The organism is Streptomyces sp. NPDC048278 (assembly GCF_040652195.1).
Taxonomy (GTDB): Bacteria; Actinomycetota; Actinomycetes; order Streptomycetales; family Streptomycetaceae; genus Streptomyces.
The window spans coordinates 84,674-99,978 of record NZ_JBEZLP010000012.1; the positions used below are offsets into that span (position 1 = coordinate 84,674).

18 protein-coding genes and 1 pseudogene are annotated in these 15,305 nt (G+C 72.9%); 8 read left to right on the forward strand and 11 right to left on the reverse strand.

All coding sequences use genetic code 11. The features are described from left to right. Positions 1 to 40: 40 nt before the first annotated feature. Positions 41 to 412: a DoxX family protein gene (locus AB0D74_RS21935; RefSeq protein WP_362589325.1), complete on the forward strand. Its 372-nt coding sequence runs from the start codon at positions 41 to 43 to the stop codon at positions 410 to 412. 21 nt (positions 413 to 433) lie between these two features. Here the strand turns inward: AB0D74_RS21935 and AB0D74_RS21940 are convergent, their stop codons facing one another. After that, positions 434 to 805 (reverse strand): DoxX family protein, encoded by a 372-nt coding sequence (locus AB0D74_RS21940; protein WP_362589328.1) that lies wholly within the window; start codon positions 803 to 805, stop codon positions 434 to 436. An 87-nt stretch (positions 806 to 892) separates the two neighbouring features. Further along, complete coding sequence (locus AB0D74_RS21945) at positions 893 to 1,372, reverse strand: MarR family transcriptional regulator (RefSeq protein ID WP_362589331.1); 480 nt, start codon at positions 1,370 to 1,372, stop codon at positions 893 to 895. A 178-nt stretch (positions 1,373 to 1,550) separates the two neighbouring features. Here AB0D74_RS21945 and AB0D74_RS21950 point away from each other — a divergent pair, with 178 nt between their 5' ends. From AB0D74_RS21950 to AB0D74_RS21960, 3 genes are all read left to right on the forward strand, one after another. Then, positions 1,551 to 2,132 carry a GTP cyclohydrolase gene (locus AB0D74_RS21950; RefSeq protein ID WP_362589334.1) on the forward strand — a complete coding sequence of 194 codons (582 nt, stop codon included), beginning with the start codon at positions 1,551 to 1,553 and terminating at the stop codon, positions 2,130 to 2,132. 53 nt (positions 2,133 to 2,185) lie between these two features. After that, positions 2,186 to 2,482: a DUF2218 domain-containing protein gene (locus AB0D74_RS21955; RefSeq protein WP_362589337.1), complete on the forward strand. Its 297-nt coding sequence runs from the start codon at positions 2,186 to 2,188 to the stop codon at positions 2,480 to 2,482. A gap of 64 nt (positions 2,483 to 2,546) precedes the next feature. Then, on the forward strand, positions 2,547 to 3,494 hold the full coding sequence (locus AB0D74_RS21960; RefSeq protein WP_362589340.1) for an NADP-dependent oxidoreductase: 948 nt from the start codon (positions 2,547 to 2,549) through the stop codon (positions 3,492 to 3,494). Between the two features lie 42 nt (positions 3,495 to 3,536). On the opposite strand, the gene AB0D74_RS21965 is transcribed toward AB0D74_RS21960, so the two are convergent. Beyond that, positions 3,537 to 5,087 carry a PLP-dependent aminotransferase family protein gene (locus AB0D74_RS21965; protein WP_362589343.1) on the reverse strand — a complete coding sequence of 517 codons (1,551 nt, stop codon included), beginning with the start codon at positions 5,085 to 5,087 and terminating at the stop codon, positions 3,537 to 3,539. 21 nt (positions 5,088 to 5,108) lie between these two features. On the opposite strand from AB0D74_RS21965, the gene AB0D74_RS21970 reads away from it, so the two are divergent. Continuing rightward, positions 5,109 to 6,107, forward strand: coding sequence for a DMT family transporter (locus tag AB0D74_RS21970; RefSeq protein ID WP_362589346.1), 999 nt, complete (start codon positions 5,109 to 5,111; stop codon positions 6,105 to 6,107). An 11-nt stretch (positions 6,108 to 6,118) separates the two neighbouring features. Here AB0D74_RS21970 and AB0D74_RS21975 read toward each other — a convergent pair. Continuing rightward, positions 6,119 to 6,352, reverse strand: a pseudogene (locus AB0D74_RS21975) (ABC transporter substrate-binding protein); the annotation flags it as partial. 89 nt (positions 6,353 to 6,441) lie between these two features. Between AB0D74_RS21975 and AB0D74_RS21980 the strand changes: the two are divergent. After that, on the forward strand, positions 6,442 to 6,597 hold the full coding sequence (locus tag AB0D74_RS21980; RefSeq protein ID WP_362589348.1) for a hypothetical protein: 156 nt from the start codon (positions 6,442 to 6,444) through the stop codon (positions 6,595 to 6,597). Positions 6,598 to 6,637: 40 nt separating this feature from the next. Here the strand turns inward: AB0D74_RS21980 and AB0D74_RS21985 are convergent, their stop codons facing one another. Further along, positions 6,638 to 7,126 (reverse strand): MarR family transcriptional regulator, encoded by a 489-nt coding sequence (locus tag AB0D74_RS21985; RefSeq protein WP_362589351.1) that lies wholly within the window; start codon positions 7,124 to 7,126, stop codon positions 6,638 to 6,640. 86 nt (positions 7,127 to 7,212) lie between these two features. Between AB0D74_RS21985 and AB0D74_RS21990 the strand changes: the two genes are divergently transcribed. Beyond that, entirely contained in the window at positions 7,213 to 8,001 is a 789-nt protein-coding gene (locus AB0D74_RS21990; protein ID WP_362589354.1) for an SDR family NAD(P)-dependent oxidoreductase, read from the forward strand. Between the two features lie 117 nt (positions 8,002 to 8,118). Here the strand turns inward: AB0D74_RS21990 and AB0D74_RS21995 are convergent, their stop codons facing one another. The 6 genes from AB0D74_RS21995 to AB0D74_RS22020 all read right to left on the reverse strand — a co-directional run bounded on the left by AB0D74_RS21995 (position 8,119) and on the right by AB0D74_RS22020 (position 13,191). Then, positions 8,119 to 9,084 carry a D-2-hydroxyacid dehydrogenase family protein gene (locus AB0D74_RS21995; protein ID WP_362589357.1) on the reverse strand — a complete coding sequence of 322 codons (966 nt, stop codon included), beginning with the start codon at positions 9,082 to 9,084 and terminating at the stop codon, positions 8,119 to 8,121. Positions 9,085 to 9,100: 16 nt separating this feature from the next. Then, complete coding sequence (locus AB0D74_RS22000) at positions 9,101 to 9,889, reverse strand: aquaporin (RefSeq protein ID WP_362589360.1); 789 nt, start codon at positions 9,887 to 9,889, stop codon at positions 9,101 to 9,103. Next, positions 9,886 to 10,620 (reverse strand): YoaK family protein, encoded by a 735-nt coding sequence (locus AB0D74_RS22005; protein ID WP_362589363.1) that lies wholly within the window; start codon positions 10,618 to 10,620, stop codon positions 9,886 to 9,888. The genes AB0D74_RS22000 and AB0D74_RS22005 overlap by 4 nt, the downstream gene beginning before the upstream one ends. A 75-nt stretch (positions 10,621 to 10,695) precedes the next feature. Next, a complete protein-coding gene (locus tag AB0D74_RS22010; protein WP_362589367.1) occupies positions 10,696 to 11,097 on the reverse strand; it encodes a carboxymuconolactone decarboxylase family protein in 402 nt (133 codons plus the stop codon). A 22-nt stretch (positions 11,098 to 11,119) separates the two neighbouring features. Continuing rightward, positions 11,120 to 12,082, reverse strand: coding sequence for a hypothetical protein (locus AB0D74_RS22015; RefSeq protein WP_362589370.1), 963 nt, complete (start codon positions 12,080 to 12,082; stop codon positions 11,120 to 11,122). Between the two features lie 170 nt (positions 12,083 to 12,252). Beyond that, the gene (locus AB0D74_RS22020) at positions 12,253 to 13,191 is read right to left on the reverse strand and encodes a LysR family transcriptional regulator (protein WP_362589373.1); all 939 of its coding nucleotides are present in this window, start codon (positions 13,189 to 13,191) and stop codon (positions 12,253 to 12,255) included. A gap of 160 nt (positions 13,192 to 13,351) precedes the next feature. Here AB0D74_RS22020 and AB0D74_RS22025 point away from each other — a divergent pair, with 160 nt between their 5' ends. Next, positions 13,352 to 15,232: an amidohydrolase gene (locus AB0D74_RS22025; RefSeq protein ID WP_362589859.1), complete on the forward strand. Its 1,881-nt coding sequence runs from the start codon at positions 13,352 to 13,354 to the stop codon at positions 15,230 to 15,232. Positions 15,233 to 15,305: the final 73 nt, after the last annotated feature.

The following is a 15,305-nucleotide window of genomic DNA, read 5'->3' on the forward strand; positions in this document are numbered from 1 at the left end:
GCCCCTCCCCGACCCAAGAAACGATCGGAGTCAATCCACGATGAACATCGCCGCCGACGTCCTGAGCATCCTGCTGGCCTTCGCCGCGGCGGGTGCGGGCTTCCCGAAGGCGCTCGACAAGGGCAGCGCGCCGGCCCAACTGCGCGATCACCTCAAGGTGAGAGCCGGACTGGTGCCCCTCATCGGTCTCGCCGAGATCGCCGCCGCCGTCGGCCTGGCCATCGGCGTCTTCTGGCGCCCGCTGGGCATCGCCGCGGCGATCGGCCTGGTCCTGGTCTTCGTCGGCGCCGTCGCCTACCACGGGCGCGCGGGAGACTACGCCGACCCGAAGGCCCGCGGCGGGGCGACGGGCCCGATCGTCCTGGGCCTGACAGCGACGGCCACGATCGTCACGCTCTCCCTGTCCCTCTGAACGCGCCGCGGGCTCGGCACCTCAGAACGCATACGTCCCGAAGCGGCCCCACGCGATCACAAGGAGGAGCACGACCCAGACGAGGTTGCCGCCCACCTGCGCCGTCTCGGAGCGGCGCAGGTGTACGACGGCGCCACCCCCCGCCAGCAGGACCCCGCCGACGGCAGCCCAGGGGACGAGGACGGGGGCGATGCCGGTCGCGGCGGGCAGGACCAGGCCGAGACCGACCAGTCCGTCCAGCAGTCCGGTGCCCTTCACCACGGCATCGGGGAAGTCCTCGACCCAGCCGAAGACGGAGGCCAGTCGCTCTCTGCTCCGCACGATCTTCAGCGCGGCCACGGCGAGGAAGGCGGCGGCGAGCAGGGACTGGAAAAGCCACAGCAGCACGTTCACGGCAGGCTCCGGAGGTAGAGATCCAAATTTGGACAACCGCGAAGCTAGCAGGTTCTTCAAATTTGAATCAAGGGCCCGGTGCCGGGACTACTTCACCGCCGCAGCACCCTCGCCGCCCTGCATCCGCCGGGCGACCTCGTCCAGGCCGTCGGCGAGAACCGAGAGCTGCTGCGGGGTGAGGACGTCGATGAACGCCTCCCGTGCGAGCGCGACATGCCCCGGAGCGGCACGCTCCAGCATGCGCCGGCCCTCGTCGGTGAGAACGGCATACACCGCGCGCACGTCCTCCTCGCAGTACCGGCGGCGCACCAGCCCCGCCTTCTCCAACTGGGTGACCTGATACGTGAGTCCGCTCTTGGAGCTGTAGAGGACGTCGGCGAGCACACTCATGCGCAGCTCCCCGCCGGGAGCCGCGGCGAGGCGCCCGAGGGTCTCGTACTGCAGGTGCGTGATCCCCGCGTCTTCCTTCAGCTGCTGATCCAGCCGGCGGTCCAGCAACGCCGCGACCCCGAGGAAGGCGTGCCAGGCACGCATCTCCTCTTCGTTCAACCACCTGGGTTCAGCCATACCGCCAGCTTACCGAGAGTTCAAATTCGAACCAACCCCGGAAAGCCGGGCCCCCTGTGACCGAAGCAACACTCCTCAGGTAGTTCAAATTTGAAGCCGTGAGGGGTACGGTCCCTCCATCGATTCAAATTTGAAGCAGTGATGTGAAGCAGTGTCGACCGCAGACGCCGGAGCAGCCATGCGCCCCACCCCTCCCACCCCCCGTACGCACCTCTTCGACGCCTCCGTGCGCACCCGCACGGCGACTCCCCTGCGGCTGGCCGACGGCCACGAGGTCACCGCCGAGCTGGTCACCTTCGACGGCCTGGCCGACGGCAGGGACCATGTAGCCCTCGTCCTCGGCGGCGGCGCCACGACGTCGGTCCCGCTGGTGCGGCTGCACTCCGAGTGCCTGGTCGGCGACGTGTTCGGATCGGCACGCTGCGACTGCGCCCTGCGGCTGCGCGAGGCGGCCCGGATCATCGCCGGGACCGGCGGTGTCCTGCTGTACCTGCGCCAGGTCGGCTGCGGCGTGGAACCCACCGGGGACGGCCCCGGTTCGTCCGCGACCGCGACCGCGGCGGCCCAGATGCTCGCCGCGCTCGGCGTCACCGAGCCGGACCTGCTCACCGACCACCCGGACGAGGCCCGCCGGTTGCGCTGCCTCGGCATCGACGTGCGCTTCGTCCGGCCCGTCCGAGCCGTCACCACCGGCAGGAACGTCAGCTACCTGCGCTCCACGCCCGCGACGACTCCACCCGTCCTCGGCCTGGCCGGCTGACCCGCCCCGCCCGACACCACTGAAGCAGTCCCACCTCCAGACCGGAGTCCACCGTGCCCACTTCCCTCGGCCGTACGACCACCGACGCCGCGGCCCGCTATGCCAAGCAGTTCGCCTCGCACTTCGGCCGCAAGATCCCCGTCGAGGAGACTCCCGAAGGCGGCCACCGACTGTCCTTCCAGGCGTCCGAGGTCGTCCTCACACCCGCGGACGACCACCTCCGCATCAGCGTCACCTCACCGGACACCACCACGCTCACGGCCATCCAGAACGTGGTGACGAGCCATCTCGAACGCTTCGGCCGCCGCAACGAACTCACCGTCACCTGGGACGAACCCACCGACGGCTGACGGCCCCTGTCACCCCTGTCACCCCCTCAGTTCCCCTCCCAGCACGCGAGAAAGAGGTACCGCCGTGAAGGCCGTGGTCGTCACGGGCTTCGGCACCGAGCCGACCCTCATCGAACTGCCCGTACCGGACCCCGGCCCCGGCGAGCTGCTGGTCCGCCTGCACGCCGCCGCGCTCAACCCCTTCGACTGGAAGGTCGCCGACGGAGCCCTCAGGGACGTCGTCGAGCACGGCTTCCCGCTCGTCATGGGCTCCGACGGGGCCGGCGTGGTCGAGCGCATCGGTGCCGGTGTGAACCTCTTCCGCCCCGGCGACACCGTCTACGGGCAGTTCATGAACGTCACCCGGGGCCGGGGTTCGTACGCGGAGTACGCCGTGGTCGCCGAGGACGGCACGATCGCCCGCATGCCGGAGGATCTGCCGTTCGGCGTCGCGGCGGCCCTGCCCACCGCGAGCGTCACCGCCTACCAGGCGATAGAGGCCGCCCGGCTCGACACCGGGCACATCGTCCTGATCAACGGCGCCTCCGGAGGCGTGGGTCAGTCGGCCATACAGTTCGCCGTCAACGAGGGTGCCCGGGTGCTGGCCACCGCCGCCCCCGACGTCTCCGGCCGGCTGCGGGAACTCGGCGCCCACGAGACCGTCGACTTCACCGCCGCTCCCGTGGCCGAGCAGGTGCTGGCCACCCATCCCGAGGGCATCGACGCGGTCCTCGACCTGGTCACCCGCCCGGGCGGCGACATCGGCCCCCTGGCGGACCTGCTCAAGCCCGGTGGCCGGCTGGTCAGCACCAACCACGCCACCGACCCCGACGCGCTGGCCGCCCGGGAGATCCACGGCGTCAACCTCTCCAACGATCCGAGCCGGGCGGAACTGGCGGCCCTCGCCGACCTCGCCGCCGCCGGAAAGCTCCGCATCACCCTCGACGCCGAGATCCGGCTGGACGACGCGCCGGCCGCCGTGGCCCGCGCCCGCTCCGGTCACGCCCGCGGCAAGACGGTGATCCTGCTCTGAGCCGAAGGCCGTTCGTGGCACGCACCGCGGCACTCGGCCGCCTCACGCGAGCAGCCCGCGCAGGGCGGCGCCGACGAGGGCGATCCCCTCGTCGATCTCGTGGGCCGGACCGGCCGCGTAACCGAGCACCAGCCCCGGCGGCCCGGCGCTCATCCGGTGCCACGACAGCGGGTGCACCTTGACGCCCCGGTCGAGCGCCGCCGCCGCGAGGCCGGTGTCGTCGAGGTCGCCTGCGCGTGCCCCGTCGAAGGTGACCATCAGGTGCAGGCCCGCGGCAGCGCCGTGCACCCGGGCGCCGGGCAGGTGCGCCGCGACGGCCCGCAGCATGACGTCCCGCCGTCGCCGGTGCCGCAGCCGGACGTGACGCAGATGCCGTTCCAGCTCGCCGGAGTCCATCAGACGGGCGAGGACGAGCTGGGCGAGGATGCCGTTGCCGAGGTCCGCGTAACGTTTGGCGGTCACGACGGCATCCAGCCGGTCCGGCGGCACGAGCAGCCAGCCGACGCGGAGGGCGGGCGCCAGCAGCTTGGACACGCTGCCCGCGTAGCAGACCCCCTCGGGCATCAGGGAGCGAAGGGCCGGTACCGGCGGCCGGTCGTAACGGTGCTCGGCGTCGTAGTCGTCCTCGATCACCACGCCGCCGTCGGCCGCCCAGTCCAGCAGCTCCCGGCGGCGTTCCCCGTCCAGGACCACTCCGGTGGGGAACTGGTGGGCCGGGGTCAGCAGCACCGCGCGGGCTCCGGAGGCCCGCAGCGTCCCGACGTCGAGGCCTTTCGCGTCCACCGGGACGGGCACGACCGTGTGCCCGCGGTACTCCAACTGCTGGCGTGCGCCGAGCGATCCGGGGTCCTCCACGGCGATACGGCGGATGCCCTCCTGCAGCAGCAACCGGCCGAGCAGGCCGAGCGCCTGGGCCACGCCCGCGACCACCACCACCTCGTCCGGGTCGGCGCGGATGCCACGGTTGCGGGCCAGCCAGCCGACCACGGCCCGGCGCAGGGCGGGCGCGCCCCGGGGATCGCCGTAGCCGAAGTCGGCGGGGGTGACGTCGGCCAGTACGGCACGCTCGGCACGCAGCCAGCTGGTCCGGGGGAACGCGGCGAGGTCGGGAACGCCCGGGGAGAGGTCGATACGGCACGGCACCGCCCGCAGGGCGTCGACGACACCCTCGCGGTCGGCCGAACCGAAGGGCACGGGCCCTGGCCCCGGTGTGCCGTGGCCGCGGTCACCGGGCGCAGCGGGCACCGCCACGACCACCGTGCCGAGCCGACCGCGGCCGGCGATCTGACCGGACTCGGCGAGCCGCCGGTAGGCCTCGGTGACCACACCCCTGGTGACCCTCAGCTCGTCGGCGAGCACCCGGCTGGCGGGCAGCCTGGTTCCCACGGGCAGGCGGCCGTCGGCGATGGCCGACCGCAGCCGTTCGGCGAGCCAGACGGTACGCCCGCCGGGCGGCGCCTGGCCGATGTCCAGCTGGAGGAAGTCCGATCCACCGGCCTCGCCGGGACGCGCCGTGCCGACTCCCGTGGCCCTCGCCACCGGACTTTTGGACCCCTGGGGGACCGGGTTCGTGGACCTGCCCATGGCGTCCATTGTGAGGGCAGGGTGGAGGGCATGGATACGACTTCGGCTTCGTTCGCGCGGCTCGTCCCGGGCATGGTGGGGATGGTGCTGGTCGGCAGCAGCGTCACCGTCTCGCACGGGCTCGTGGACGCCCCGCTGTTCACCACCCAGGCCGTCCGGTACGCGGTCGCCACCGTGATCCTCCTGGTCGTCGCCCGTGTCGCCCGGGCTCGGCTCGTGTGGCCGCGCGGCCGGGAATGGCTGTGGCTGACCGGACTGGCGGTCACAGGTCTGGTGCTCTTCAACGTGGCCGTGGTGCGCGGTGTCGCGCATGCGGAGCCCGCGGTGATCGCGGTCGCCGTGGCGTGTGTGCCGGTGGTCCTCGCGGTGGTGGGCCCCTTGCTGGAGCGGCGGTCGCCGAGCCGTCAGGTCCTGGTGGCCGCGCCCGTGGTCGTGGCGGGCGCGGTGCTGGTGGAGGGTACGGGGCGCGCGGACAGCGCCGGTGTGGCGTGGGCGGCGCTGGCCCTCGGGTGCGAGGCCGGGTTCACCCTGCTCGCGGTTCCGGTGCTGCGGCGGCACACCCCGTGGGGGGTGTCGGTACACGCGACCTGGCTGGGCGCCGTACTGCTGGCGGTTCTCGGCACCGCGCTGGAAGGGCCTTCGTCCGTACGGGAGTTGTCCGGGGTCCAGTGGGCCGCGGTCGGCTATCTGGCGCTGCTGGTCACGGCGGTCGCGTTCGTGCTGTGGTACTCGACGGTCCGCGCGGTCGGGGCCGGACGGGCCGGGCTGCTCACCGGCATCGCCCCGCTCGCCGCGGCGGCGGCGAGCGCCGCCGGGGGCACCGGCGCGCCCGCCCCCTCGGTCTGGGCGGGCATCGGCGTCGTCGTCATCGGCCTGGTGGTCGGCCTGCGACCGCGTGGCCTGCGCGGGGGCGAGGGTGCGGGTGAAGGTGCGGTCGCGGACACCGCCCGGCCACCCGCGACGGACCCGGCGCCCACCTCGGCACCCACCTCGGCTCACGCCGGGCAGACACCCGCGGACCGCCACTAGGCCCGCCCGGGTCACGCGCCGGGGTGCAGACCCGGCCACCCGGGGCTCGGGTCCCCGTGGACCTCGCCGAAGTACAGCGTGAAGGTCTGCCTCCAGCGCTCCACCTCGGCACGGTCGGCCATGAAGCGGGGGAACTCGGCGAAGTGCGCGTCGGGGTACTCCCAGGCGGGCCTGAGCCCCGAGGGCGGGGTGATGTCGGTACGCACCGACCAGCCGGTCGCGGACTGCTGCCGGGACGTCGAGAGTCCGTTTCTGACCTCGACGAGTCCGCCAGTCATCTCGTCCGGCCGCGGTTTCCCACGGAGGATCGGCAACACGGCCGGACCGACCGTGCGTGCCCCGGCTGCCCGCCGCCCGCGTCGCACGGGCGACCGTCGCCGGCTGGCTGCGTGCCCGTCCCGGCACCGTGGACCTGGTCGTCTTCGACGTCAGCGACGACGCCGACCACGCCGCCCACTCCTCGGTACGGAACGAACTCCCCGTCTGGTGACGCCCGGGGCCCGGACAGGCCCGCCGACGGCCGCGGCCGGCTAGGGCTCGTGGACCGCGTCCACCACCCGGCCGAGCAGCGCGGTGAGCTGGACCGCGTCGGCGCCACCGAGGTGCTCGGCGAGACGGCGTTCGATGTCGATGACGACGAGGTCGGCGGAGGCGAGGAGCTCGCGGCCCGCGTCGGTGAGGTGGAGCTCCTGGACATGGCCGTGGCGCGGGTGCGGCCGACGCTCCAGCTGGCCCCGTCCTTCGAGGCGGGCCACCAGGGAGGCCACCGCCTGCGGAGTGACGTTCAGCCGCCGGGCCGCCTCCGCACCGGTGAGACCGGGGACGTCACGGACGAGGACGAGCAGGGAGTAGTGCGCCGCCGCCATGCCGAGCGAGCGCAGCCGCTGCCCCTTGAGCCCCTGCACGGCGAGTTCCGCCCGGCGCAGCGCCCACAGCAGTCCGTCCAGCGGGCCGCCGGTGGGCGGCGGCATCTCGTGGTCTCTCGACCTGTCGTCCGTCGTCTCGTCGTCCCTCGTCACGCGACGAGGGTACGCCATTTCACATGTATCAAACACTTGATATCAAACGCTTGACTCTTGACAGGTGCTTGCTCAAGGCTGGTCGCGTGTCTCGAACCATCGCACTCATCACCGGTGCCTCCTCCGGCATCGGCGCGGCATACGCCCGCCTCCTGTCCCCCCATTTCGACTTCGTCCTGGTCGCCCGACGGGCGGACCGGCTGAACGAACTGGCCGCCGAGCTGAGCAAGGCCGGTGCCGCCGTAGAAGTCCTGCCCGCCGATCTCAGTACCGCCGAGGGCATCGCCGCCGTGTCCGGCCGACTCGCGGCCGGTGACGTCCGGCTGCTGATCGCCAACGCCGGAGCGGGCGCGTTCTCGCGGCTCGCCGACACCGAACCGTCGGACATCGACCGCCTGCTCACCCTCAACGGCACGGCCCCCGTCCACCTGGCGCGGGCCGCCCTGCCCGGCATGCTGGCCGCGGGCGAGGGCACCGTCATCACGGTGTCGTCCCTGCTGGCCTTCAGTGCCGGGCAGGGGTTCTCGATGCCCCGCACGCTCTACGCGGCTGCCAAGGCCTCGGTGGTGGCCTTCACCCGGAGTCTCGCGGGCGAACTCGCCGGCACGGGGGTGCGGGTCCAGGTGCTGTGCCCGGGCGTGGTGGACACCGAGTTCCACGGCGGCCACGGGCAGCGCCTGCCCTCCGCGATGAGCCCGGAGGACGTGGCGAAGGCCAGCCTGGCCGGTCTTGACCTGGGCGAGTCGGTGTGCGTTCCGGGCCTGGAGAACCTGCCCGCCGCGCTCGACGCGCTCCTGGCCGCCGAGTCCGGCCTGCTGGCCGCCGGCGGCAGCCGCACGCTCGCCGCCCGCTACCACCAGGACCAACCCGCGTGAGCCGACGGTCCGGTGAGCGTGTCGGCGCGCTCACCGGACCGTCACAACCCCCTTCCCCCTGCCCAGCGCCGGACCCTTCGACGGGCGGACGGCTCCGGAGCGGGACGTCGCGTGTGCTCAGCCGGCCGTCAGCAGCCGGACGGGGGTGCCGGCGAGGAAGGCGGTGATGTCCTCCACGGCCTCGGCGTAGAAGGTGCGGTAGTTGCCCTGGCTGACATAGCCGAGGTGCGGTGTGGCGAGCACGTTGGGCAGGGAGCGGAAGGGATCGTCGGCGGGGAGCGGCTCGGTCTCGAACACGTCGAGTCCCGCCCCGGCGATCCAGTTCTCGCGCAGGGCGCGCAGCAGCGCCGGCCGGTCGACGATGGCGGCGCGGGAGGTGTTGACCAGGTAGGCGTCCGGGCGCATCGCGCGCAGTTCCGGCTCGCCGAGCAGGCCGCGGGTGCGGTCGGACAGGACGAGGTGGACGGAGACGAAGTCGCTGCGGGAGAGCAGGTCCTGCTTGCTCGCGGCGCGTCGGGCTCCGGCCTCGGCGGCACGCTCCGCGGTGAGGTTCTCGCTCCAGGCGAGGACCTCCATGCCGAAGGCGGTGGCGACCCGGGCGACCCGGGTGCCGATCTTGCCGAGCCCGAGCAGGCCCAGGGTGCGGCCGGCGAGGTCCTGGCCGACGGTGGACTGCCAGGGTCCGCCCTCGCGCAGGGCGCGGTTCTCCGTGGTGACGTGCCGGGCCAGGCCCAGCAGGAGCGCCCAGGTCAGTTCGACGGGCGGGGTGGCGCTGCTCGCGGTGCCGCAGACGGTCACGCCCTGGGCGGCAGCGGCGGCGAGGTCGACGGAGGCGTTGCGCATGCCGGTGGTGACCAGCAGGCGCAGCCGGGGCAGTCGCCGTAGGAGGTCCGCGTCGAAGGGGGTGCGCTCCCGCATGATCACGACGATCTCGCAGTCGGCGAGCTCGGCGGCGAGCTCGTCCCGGTCGGCGATGTACTCGCGGAGCGTGCGTACCTCGACCTCTCCGGCGAGGGGGCTCCAGTCGGCCAGGGTGAGGGCGGCACCCTGGTAGTCGTCCAGTACGGCGCAGCGGAGGGTCATGCGGGCGTTCTGCCTTTCATCGGTCCGCACGCCGGGTGCGGGTGAGGCGGTTGACGACGACGGTGGCGGCCAGGGCTCCGAGCAGCGGCGCCAGCAGGTACACCGCCAGGAACGGGGTGTCGCCCGCGAGCACGGCCGGACCGAACTGGCGGACGGGGTTGGCCACTCCGCCGGACAGGGTGCCGAAGGCGATGATCTGCGCGGCGATCAGGGTACCCACCGCCCACGGGGTGAACGGGCCGAGTCGCCGGCTGGAGACGCCGATTCCCGCGACGACGACGATGCCGAACATGGTCGCCGCCTCGACCGCGGCGACGGCGGCCCAGGACCAGTCGGCCGCAGGGCGGACGGCGGCGTAGTCCACGCCCGGCCCTGCCACGACGCCTCCCCAGGCGAGCCGGCCGGCCAGCGTCCCCAGGACGGAACCGAGCAACTGCGCGGCGACGAAGGGCAGTACATCCCGTGCGGGCGTTCTGCCGTAGCGCCACATGGCGAGAGTGATGGCCGGGTTGACGTGACCGCCGGTGCGTCGGCCCCAGGGCGAGAGCATGATCGCGGTGATGGTGTAGCCGGCGATCGGGGCGAGCACGAGCAGCCTGCCATGGGGCGTGTTCCACCAGCCGCCGCCGGCATCGGCGGGGTGCAGGGTGCCCATCAGCCAGCGGGTCGCGGTGACCGCCACGAACAGCATGGCCGTGGTGAGGGCGAGTTCGAGCGCGGCCCGGTGAAGGGTGCGCCGCCACGCAGGGGGTTCGGCGGGGCGGGCCGCCGTCGGCGTGCCCACCCGGTCCAGGGCGTCCGTCACAGCGGGTCCGTCCAGGCGGCGTCGGACCGGGTCAGTACGAAGGCGACGATCGTGCCCGCGGCCAGGAGCAGGGTGGCGACGAGCAGCGGCAGCGCGGGGCTGCCGTGCCGGACGGCGAGCGCGCCGACCAGACCGCCGGCGAACATGGCCAACGCCGAGAGGGCGCGTCGGCCGACCTTGCCGCCCTTGCCGCCGGCGGCCCTGCTGTCGGCGGCCATGCCGGTGACGGTCAGCGTGAGGACGGTGGTGGTGAGGTCCGGGACGGCCAGGGCACGGGCGGCGGCGTTCTGGACGCCCATGGCGAGACCGAGCAGCGCGATCAGGGGGTACCGGGCGGTGTCGTCGTACGGAGCGCCGGTGCTCTGGGCGACGACGTAGGCCGCCAGGACCAGGACGGTCTCCACGACGAGTGCCAGGTGGAGCACCCGGCCGCGGTGGGCGCGGGCCCCGTGGGCCACCCGGCCGCCCAGCAGGGCGCCCCCGGCGAAGGCGGCGAGCGCGGCCAGCGAGGCGACGAGCGAGAAGCCGGCGGCACCGGCGAGGGCGAAGCCGGAGAAGACGACGTTGCCGGTCATGTTGGCCACGAAGACGTGGCCCAGGACGAGGTAACTGAAGGCGTCCACCAGGCCGGTGACGACGGTCAGCGCGAGCATCAGCGGGGGCAGCGGGCCGTGCCGGTCCCGCCGGTCGGGCACCACGGTGGTCCACGCGTCCCGCAGTACGGCGTGCATGTGTGTCACTCCCGTTCGAGGGGTGGGCGAGGGGCCGGACCGGGCCGGGTGCGGCCCCCCGCCGAAGGTGTGCGCTCAGTCCTGGGCCGTGGTCTCGGCGATGACCTTGTCCGCGGTGCGGAACGCCTCCAGGGCCGCCGGGGCGCCGCAGTAGACGCCGGTCTGGAGCAGCACCTCCTGGATCTGCTCCACGGTGCAGCCGTTGGTCAGGGCGCCGCGCACATGGCCGGCCAGCTCGTTCATCTTGCCGAGCGCGGTCAGCATGGCGATGTTGATCAGGCTACGGGTGGCACGGTCCAGGCCGGGCCGGTTCCACACCGTCCCCCAGCAGGCCTCCGTCACCCATTCCTGCACGGGCCGGGTGAAGTCGCTGGCGGCGGCCAGGTTGCGTTCGACGAACTCGGCGCCGAGCACCTCCTTGCGGATCCGCAGTCCCTCTTCGAAGCGGCTGCTGTCCGTGCGGTCGTTCTCCGTCATGGCGGTGCCTTTCCTGTGCCTTTCAGTTGCCCGCGAACTTGGCGCCGAGCAGGTTGGGGTCCTTCTGGGTGAAGTACGCGGCGCTCGGGACGAGGATCCGGTCACCGCGGATCGCGAGGGAGGTGGGGCCCTCCAGCCCGTCCTTCGCGGTGAGGACGATGGTGTGGCTGCCGTCGGGCCGCACCAGGGCCACCTCGTTGGTGCTGTTGAGGGCGACGAGCAGCGTGTCGCCCTTGCCGGTGAAGGTGAGGTCGTCGGCGGCCGGGAGGCCGGTGGCGACGGTGCGGACGTGACCGGCGACGCCGTGGCGGCCCACGGGGATGCGCAGCACGGCGCCCGCGTCGAGGTTGGTCGCCCAGACCGCGCCGTTGTGCACCTTGATGCCGTTGGCACCGAGGAAGGTCTGCTGGGCCAGGGCCTTGTCCGTGGACCAGGCGGTGGCCTTGCCGCCCTTGACCGGGGCGCGCCAGATGGTGCCGAGGACCGAGTCGGCGGCATAGAGGTGACCGGAACGGGCGTCCAGGGCCAGGCCGTTGGGCAGGCCCTTGGCCGGGAGCGCGGCGATGCGCTGCGGCCTGCCGCCGGGGCGCAGCTTCCAGATGCCCGTCAGGTCGGCGGTGCCGGTGGCGTAGTTGAAGTACAGGGTGCCGTCCTTGGCGCGGACGATGCCGCCGAGGAACGGTGAGGACAGCACAGGGGTGGTGGAACCGGCCGCGGGGGCGGGCAGGGTGGCGAGGACCTTCACCTTGCCGTCGGACCCGATCGCGGCGATCTGGCGGGACAGGGCGAAGGTGACGGCCACCGAGCCGTGCGGCAGCAGGGTGATGTTCTCCGGCTGCTGGCCGGCGGCCAGGTCCAGGTGCGCGACGATGCGCGGCGCGGACACCGGGGCGGTGGCGGCCGAGGCCGGGACGGAGGTCGCGGCCAGGGCTCCGGCCGCCAGGGCGGTCACAGCGACGGACGAGACCACGTGCTTGGTCGACATGGGGATCCATTCGGGACAGGAACCAGCGTTCGCGCCCAGCCTGCGGCCCGACCGCCCCAGCAGTCCAACATATGGATCAGCACGCAGCGATCGGCAATACCGATCGACCAGAGGCCGTCCGCCCGCCGATCCCGGCCGACACCCGCCCACCAGGCCCGGCCGACGCCCGCCTACCTGCCCTCCCCCGCGTCCCCGTGCCGCTCGATGACGTGCAGGAACGCGGCGGCGGCCGGCGCCAGCCGCTTGCCGTCGTAGACCACCGAGACGTGGTGGACGGCCTCCTCGTCCGCGATGGCGAGGATGCGGGCGCCGTCCGGCGGTTCGTCCTCGGCCTTGAGACCCAGCACCGATCCGGGCCCGAGGATGGAGGAGCGGGGCACGACGGTGACCCCGACACCCCGGGAGGCGAGGCGGATCATGTCGTACATCTGCCCGACCTCGAAGTGCCGGCCGGGGTCCACGCCCGCGCGGGCGAAGGCCGCCTCCACCTGACGGCTCAGCCCGGTGCCCCGGGAGAACTGTATGACCTGGTCCCCGTCCGGGAGGTCGCCGAGAGCGATCATCTCGCGGTCGGCCAGCGGGTGTTCGCGGGAGACGACCACCACGAGCGGGTCCCTGCCCAGCAGCCGGTGGTCGAGGCCTTCCGGCACCTGACGGGGGCCCAGCCCGACCACGGCGAGGTCGAGTCGGCCGGACAGCACGTCGGCGGCCATCTCGGAGCTGGGCGCGTTGGTGACGTGGAAGTCGATGCCGGGGTAGCGGACGTGGTAATCGGCCATCACGTCGACCATGTCGAAGGGGCAGGCCAGGGTCTGCACCAGGCCCAGGCGCAGCCGCCCCCGGCGCAGGCCCGCCAGCGCGTCCAGGGCGGCCTGGGCGTTGTCCACGTCGGCGAGGACGCGCCGGGCCAGCGGTTCGAGCAGCTCGCCCGCGGCGGTCAGCCGCACGGAGCGGCTGGTGCGGCTGAACAGCGTGGCCCCGACGTCCTTCTCCAGCCGGGCGATCTGCTGGCTGAGCGCGGACTGCGCGACGTAGCAGTTGGCCGCGGCCTGCGTGAAGCTGCGGGTGTCGGCCACGGCCAGGAAGTACTTCAGATGCCGCAGCTCCATGAGCCCTCATCCATCTGTCATGCCGATCGGCGGGAGCGGATTCATGTGTTGGACCGATCCTCACTGCTCAGCCTAGCGTGACGAAGCGCCGCCAGACGACTCTTCCTCACCGCTGAAAGCGTGGGGGGACCCAAGGAGCAGCAACGTGTCCAGCACCACCATGCCCGTGGCCGGTGTGCGCCCGTACGAAGGCGTCCAGCACCCGGCCGACCTGGTCGTACGCAACGGCCGTATCCACACCGGCGATCCCGCCCGCCCCGCCGCCTCCGCCGTGGCGATCACCGACGGGGTCTTCACGGCCGTCGGTGACGACGCCACCGTGGCCCCCTACATCGGCCCGGCCACCCGCGTCGTCGACGCGCTCGGCCGTCGGGTGATCCCCGGCCTGAACGACTCCCACCTGCACGTCATCCGCGGTGGCCTCAACTACCTGCTGGAACTGCGCTGGGACGGTGTCCGTTCGCTGCGCACCGCCCTGCGCATGCTGCGCGAGCAGGCCGAGCGCACGCCGAAGGGCCAGTGGGTCCGGGTGGTCGGCGGCTGGACCGGCGAGCAGTTCGCCGAGAAGCGCCTGCCGACGGTCGCCGAACTGAACGCCGCGGCCCCCGACACCCCCGTCTTCGTCCTGCACCTCTACCAGTCGGCGATCCTCAACCGCGCCGCGCTGGAGGCGGTCGGCTTCACCCGCGACACCCCCAATCCGCCCGGCGGCGAGATAGTCCGGGACTTCGCCGGGAACCCCACCGGCGTCCTGCTCGCCGCGCCCGCCGCCGGGCTCCTCTACTCCACCCTCGCCAAGGGCCCGGTGCTCGCCCCCGAGGACCAGCTCGGCTCCACCCGCCACTACCTGCGCGAGCTGAACCGGTTCGGCATCACCAGCGCCATCGACGCGGCCGGCGGCTTCCAGAACTTCCCCGACAACTACGCCGCCGTCACCGAACTCGCCCAGCGCGGCGAACTGACCGTGCGCATCGGCTACCACCTCTTCCCGCAGACCGCCGGGCAGGAACTGGACGACCTGCGCCGCTGGATCGGCATGGTCTCCCCCGGCGACGGCGACGCGTGGCTGCGCTGCAACGGCGCCGGCGAGAACCTCGCCTGGTCCCCCGCCGACTTCGAGAACTTCGCCGAGCCGCGCCCCCAGCTGTCACCGCGCGCCAAGGAGGAGCTGGAGGCAGCCGCCCGGCTGCTCCTGGAGAACGGCTGGGGCTTCCGGCTGCACGCCACCTACGACGAGACGATCCGTCAGGACCTGGACGTCTTCGAGAAGATCGCCGCGGACGGCGGCTTCCCGCCCGGCACCCGCTGGCTGTTCGACCACGCCGAGACCGTCAGCCGGAGCAGCCTGGAGCGCATCAAGGCGCTCGGCGGGGCCATCTCCGTACAGAACCGCATGATGTTCCAGGGCAGGGCCTTCGTCGACCGCTACGGCCCCGAGCGCGCCGAGACCGCTCCCCCGATCCGCGCGATGCTCGACACCGGCCTGCACGTCGCCGCCGGCACCGACGCCACCCGCGTCTCCAGCCACAACCCGTGGCTCTCCCTGTCCTGGCTGGTCACCGGACGCACCATCGGCGGCACCCGGCTCTACCCGGCCGAGAACCGCCTCGACCGCGCCAAGGCCCTGGAGCTGTACACCAGCGCGGGCGCCCACCTCACCGGCGAGCAGGACGTCAAGGGCACCATCAGCGAGGGCAGGTACGGCGACCTGGCCGTCCTGTCCGCCGACTACTTCTCGGTGGCCGCCGAGGACATCGACCGCATCGAGTCCGTGCTGACCGTGGCCGGCGGCAAGGTGGTGTACTCCGCGCTGGACTACGAGAACATCGCGGCCCCGCTGCCGGAGATCAGCCCGGCCTGGAGCCCGGTCGCCCGCTTCGGCGGCTTCCAGGCCGCCGAGCCGGGTGGCGTCCGGCAGGCCCGCGCCCTCACCGAGGCCGCCGCCGACTCCGAGGATCAGCGGGCCTGGCGCGAGCGCCGCGGTGACTTCGACAACGTCCCGCAGCTGGGTCCGGTCGACGTCCTGGACGGCTGTTTTTAGTACAACTTTTATCCAACGGCCGTAGCACGCAACCCCGTTGATCTTGTAGGCCGGAGTGGTCCCGGTGATCTGC

Excerpts from the sequence above, each read along its gene's own strand:
- AB0D74_RS21935 (WP_362589325.1), top strand. The coding sequence starts at position 41 with ATGAACATCGCCGCCGACGTCCTGAGCATCCTGCTGGCCTTCGCCGCG.
- AB0D74_RS21945 (WP_362589331.1), bottom strand. The coding sequence starts at position 1,372 with ATGGCTGAACCCAGGTGGTTGAACGAAGAGGAGATGCGTGCCTGGCAC.
- AB0D74_RS21950 (WP_362589334.1), top strand. The coding sequence starts at position 1,551 with ATGCGCCCCACCCCTCCCACCCCCCGTACGCACCTCTTCGACGCCTCC.
- AB0D74_RS21965 (WP_362589343.1), bottom strand. The coding sequence starts at position 5,087 with ATGGACGCCATGGGCAGGTCCACGAACCCGGTCCCCCAGGGGTCCAAA.
- AB0D74_RS21970 (WP_362589346.1), top strand. The coding sequence starts at position 5,109 with ATGGATACGACTTCGGCTTCGTTCGCGCGGCTCGTCCCGGGCATGGTG.
- AB0D74_RS21995 (WP_362589357.1), bottom strand. The coding sequence starts at position 9,084 with ATGACCCTCCGCTGCGCCGTACTGGACGACTACCAGGGTGCCGCCCTC.
- AB0D74_RS22005 (WP_362589363.1), bottom strand. The coding sequence starts at position 10,620 with ATGCACGCCGTACTGCGGGACGCGTGGACCACCGTGGTGCCCGACCGG.
- AB0D74_RS22010 (WP_362589367.1), bottom strand. The coding sequence starts at position 11,097 with ATGACGGAGAACGACCGCACGGACAGCAGCCGCTTCGAAGAGGGACTG.
- AB0D74_RS22015 (WP_362589370.1), bottom strand. The coding sequence starts at position 12,082 with ATGTCGACCAAGCACGTGGTCTCGTCCGTCGCTGTGACCGCCCTGGCG.
- AB0D74_RS22020 (WP_362589373.1), bottom strand. The coding sequence starts at position 13,191 with ATGGAGCTGCGGCATCTGAAGTACTTCCTGGCCGTGGCCGACACCCGC.
- AB0D74_RS22025 (WP_362589859.1), top strand. The coding sequence starts at position 13,352 with ATGCCCGTGGCCGGTGTGCGCCCGTACGAAGGCGTCCAGCACCCGGCC.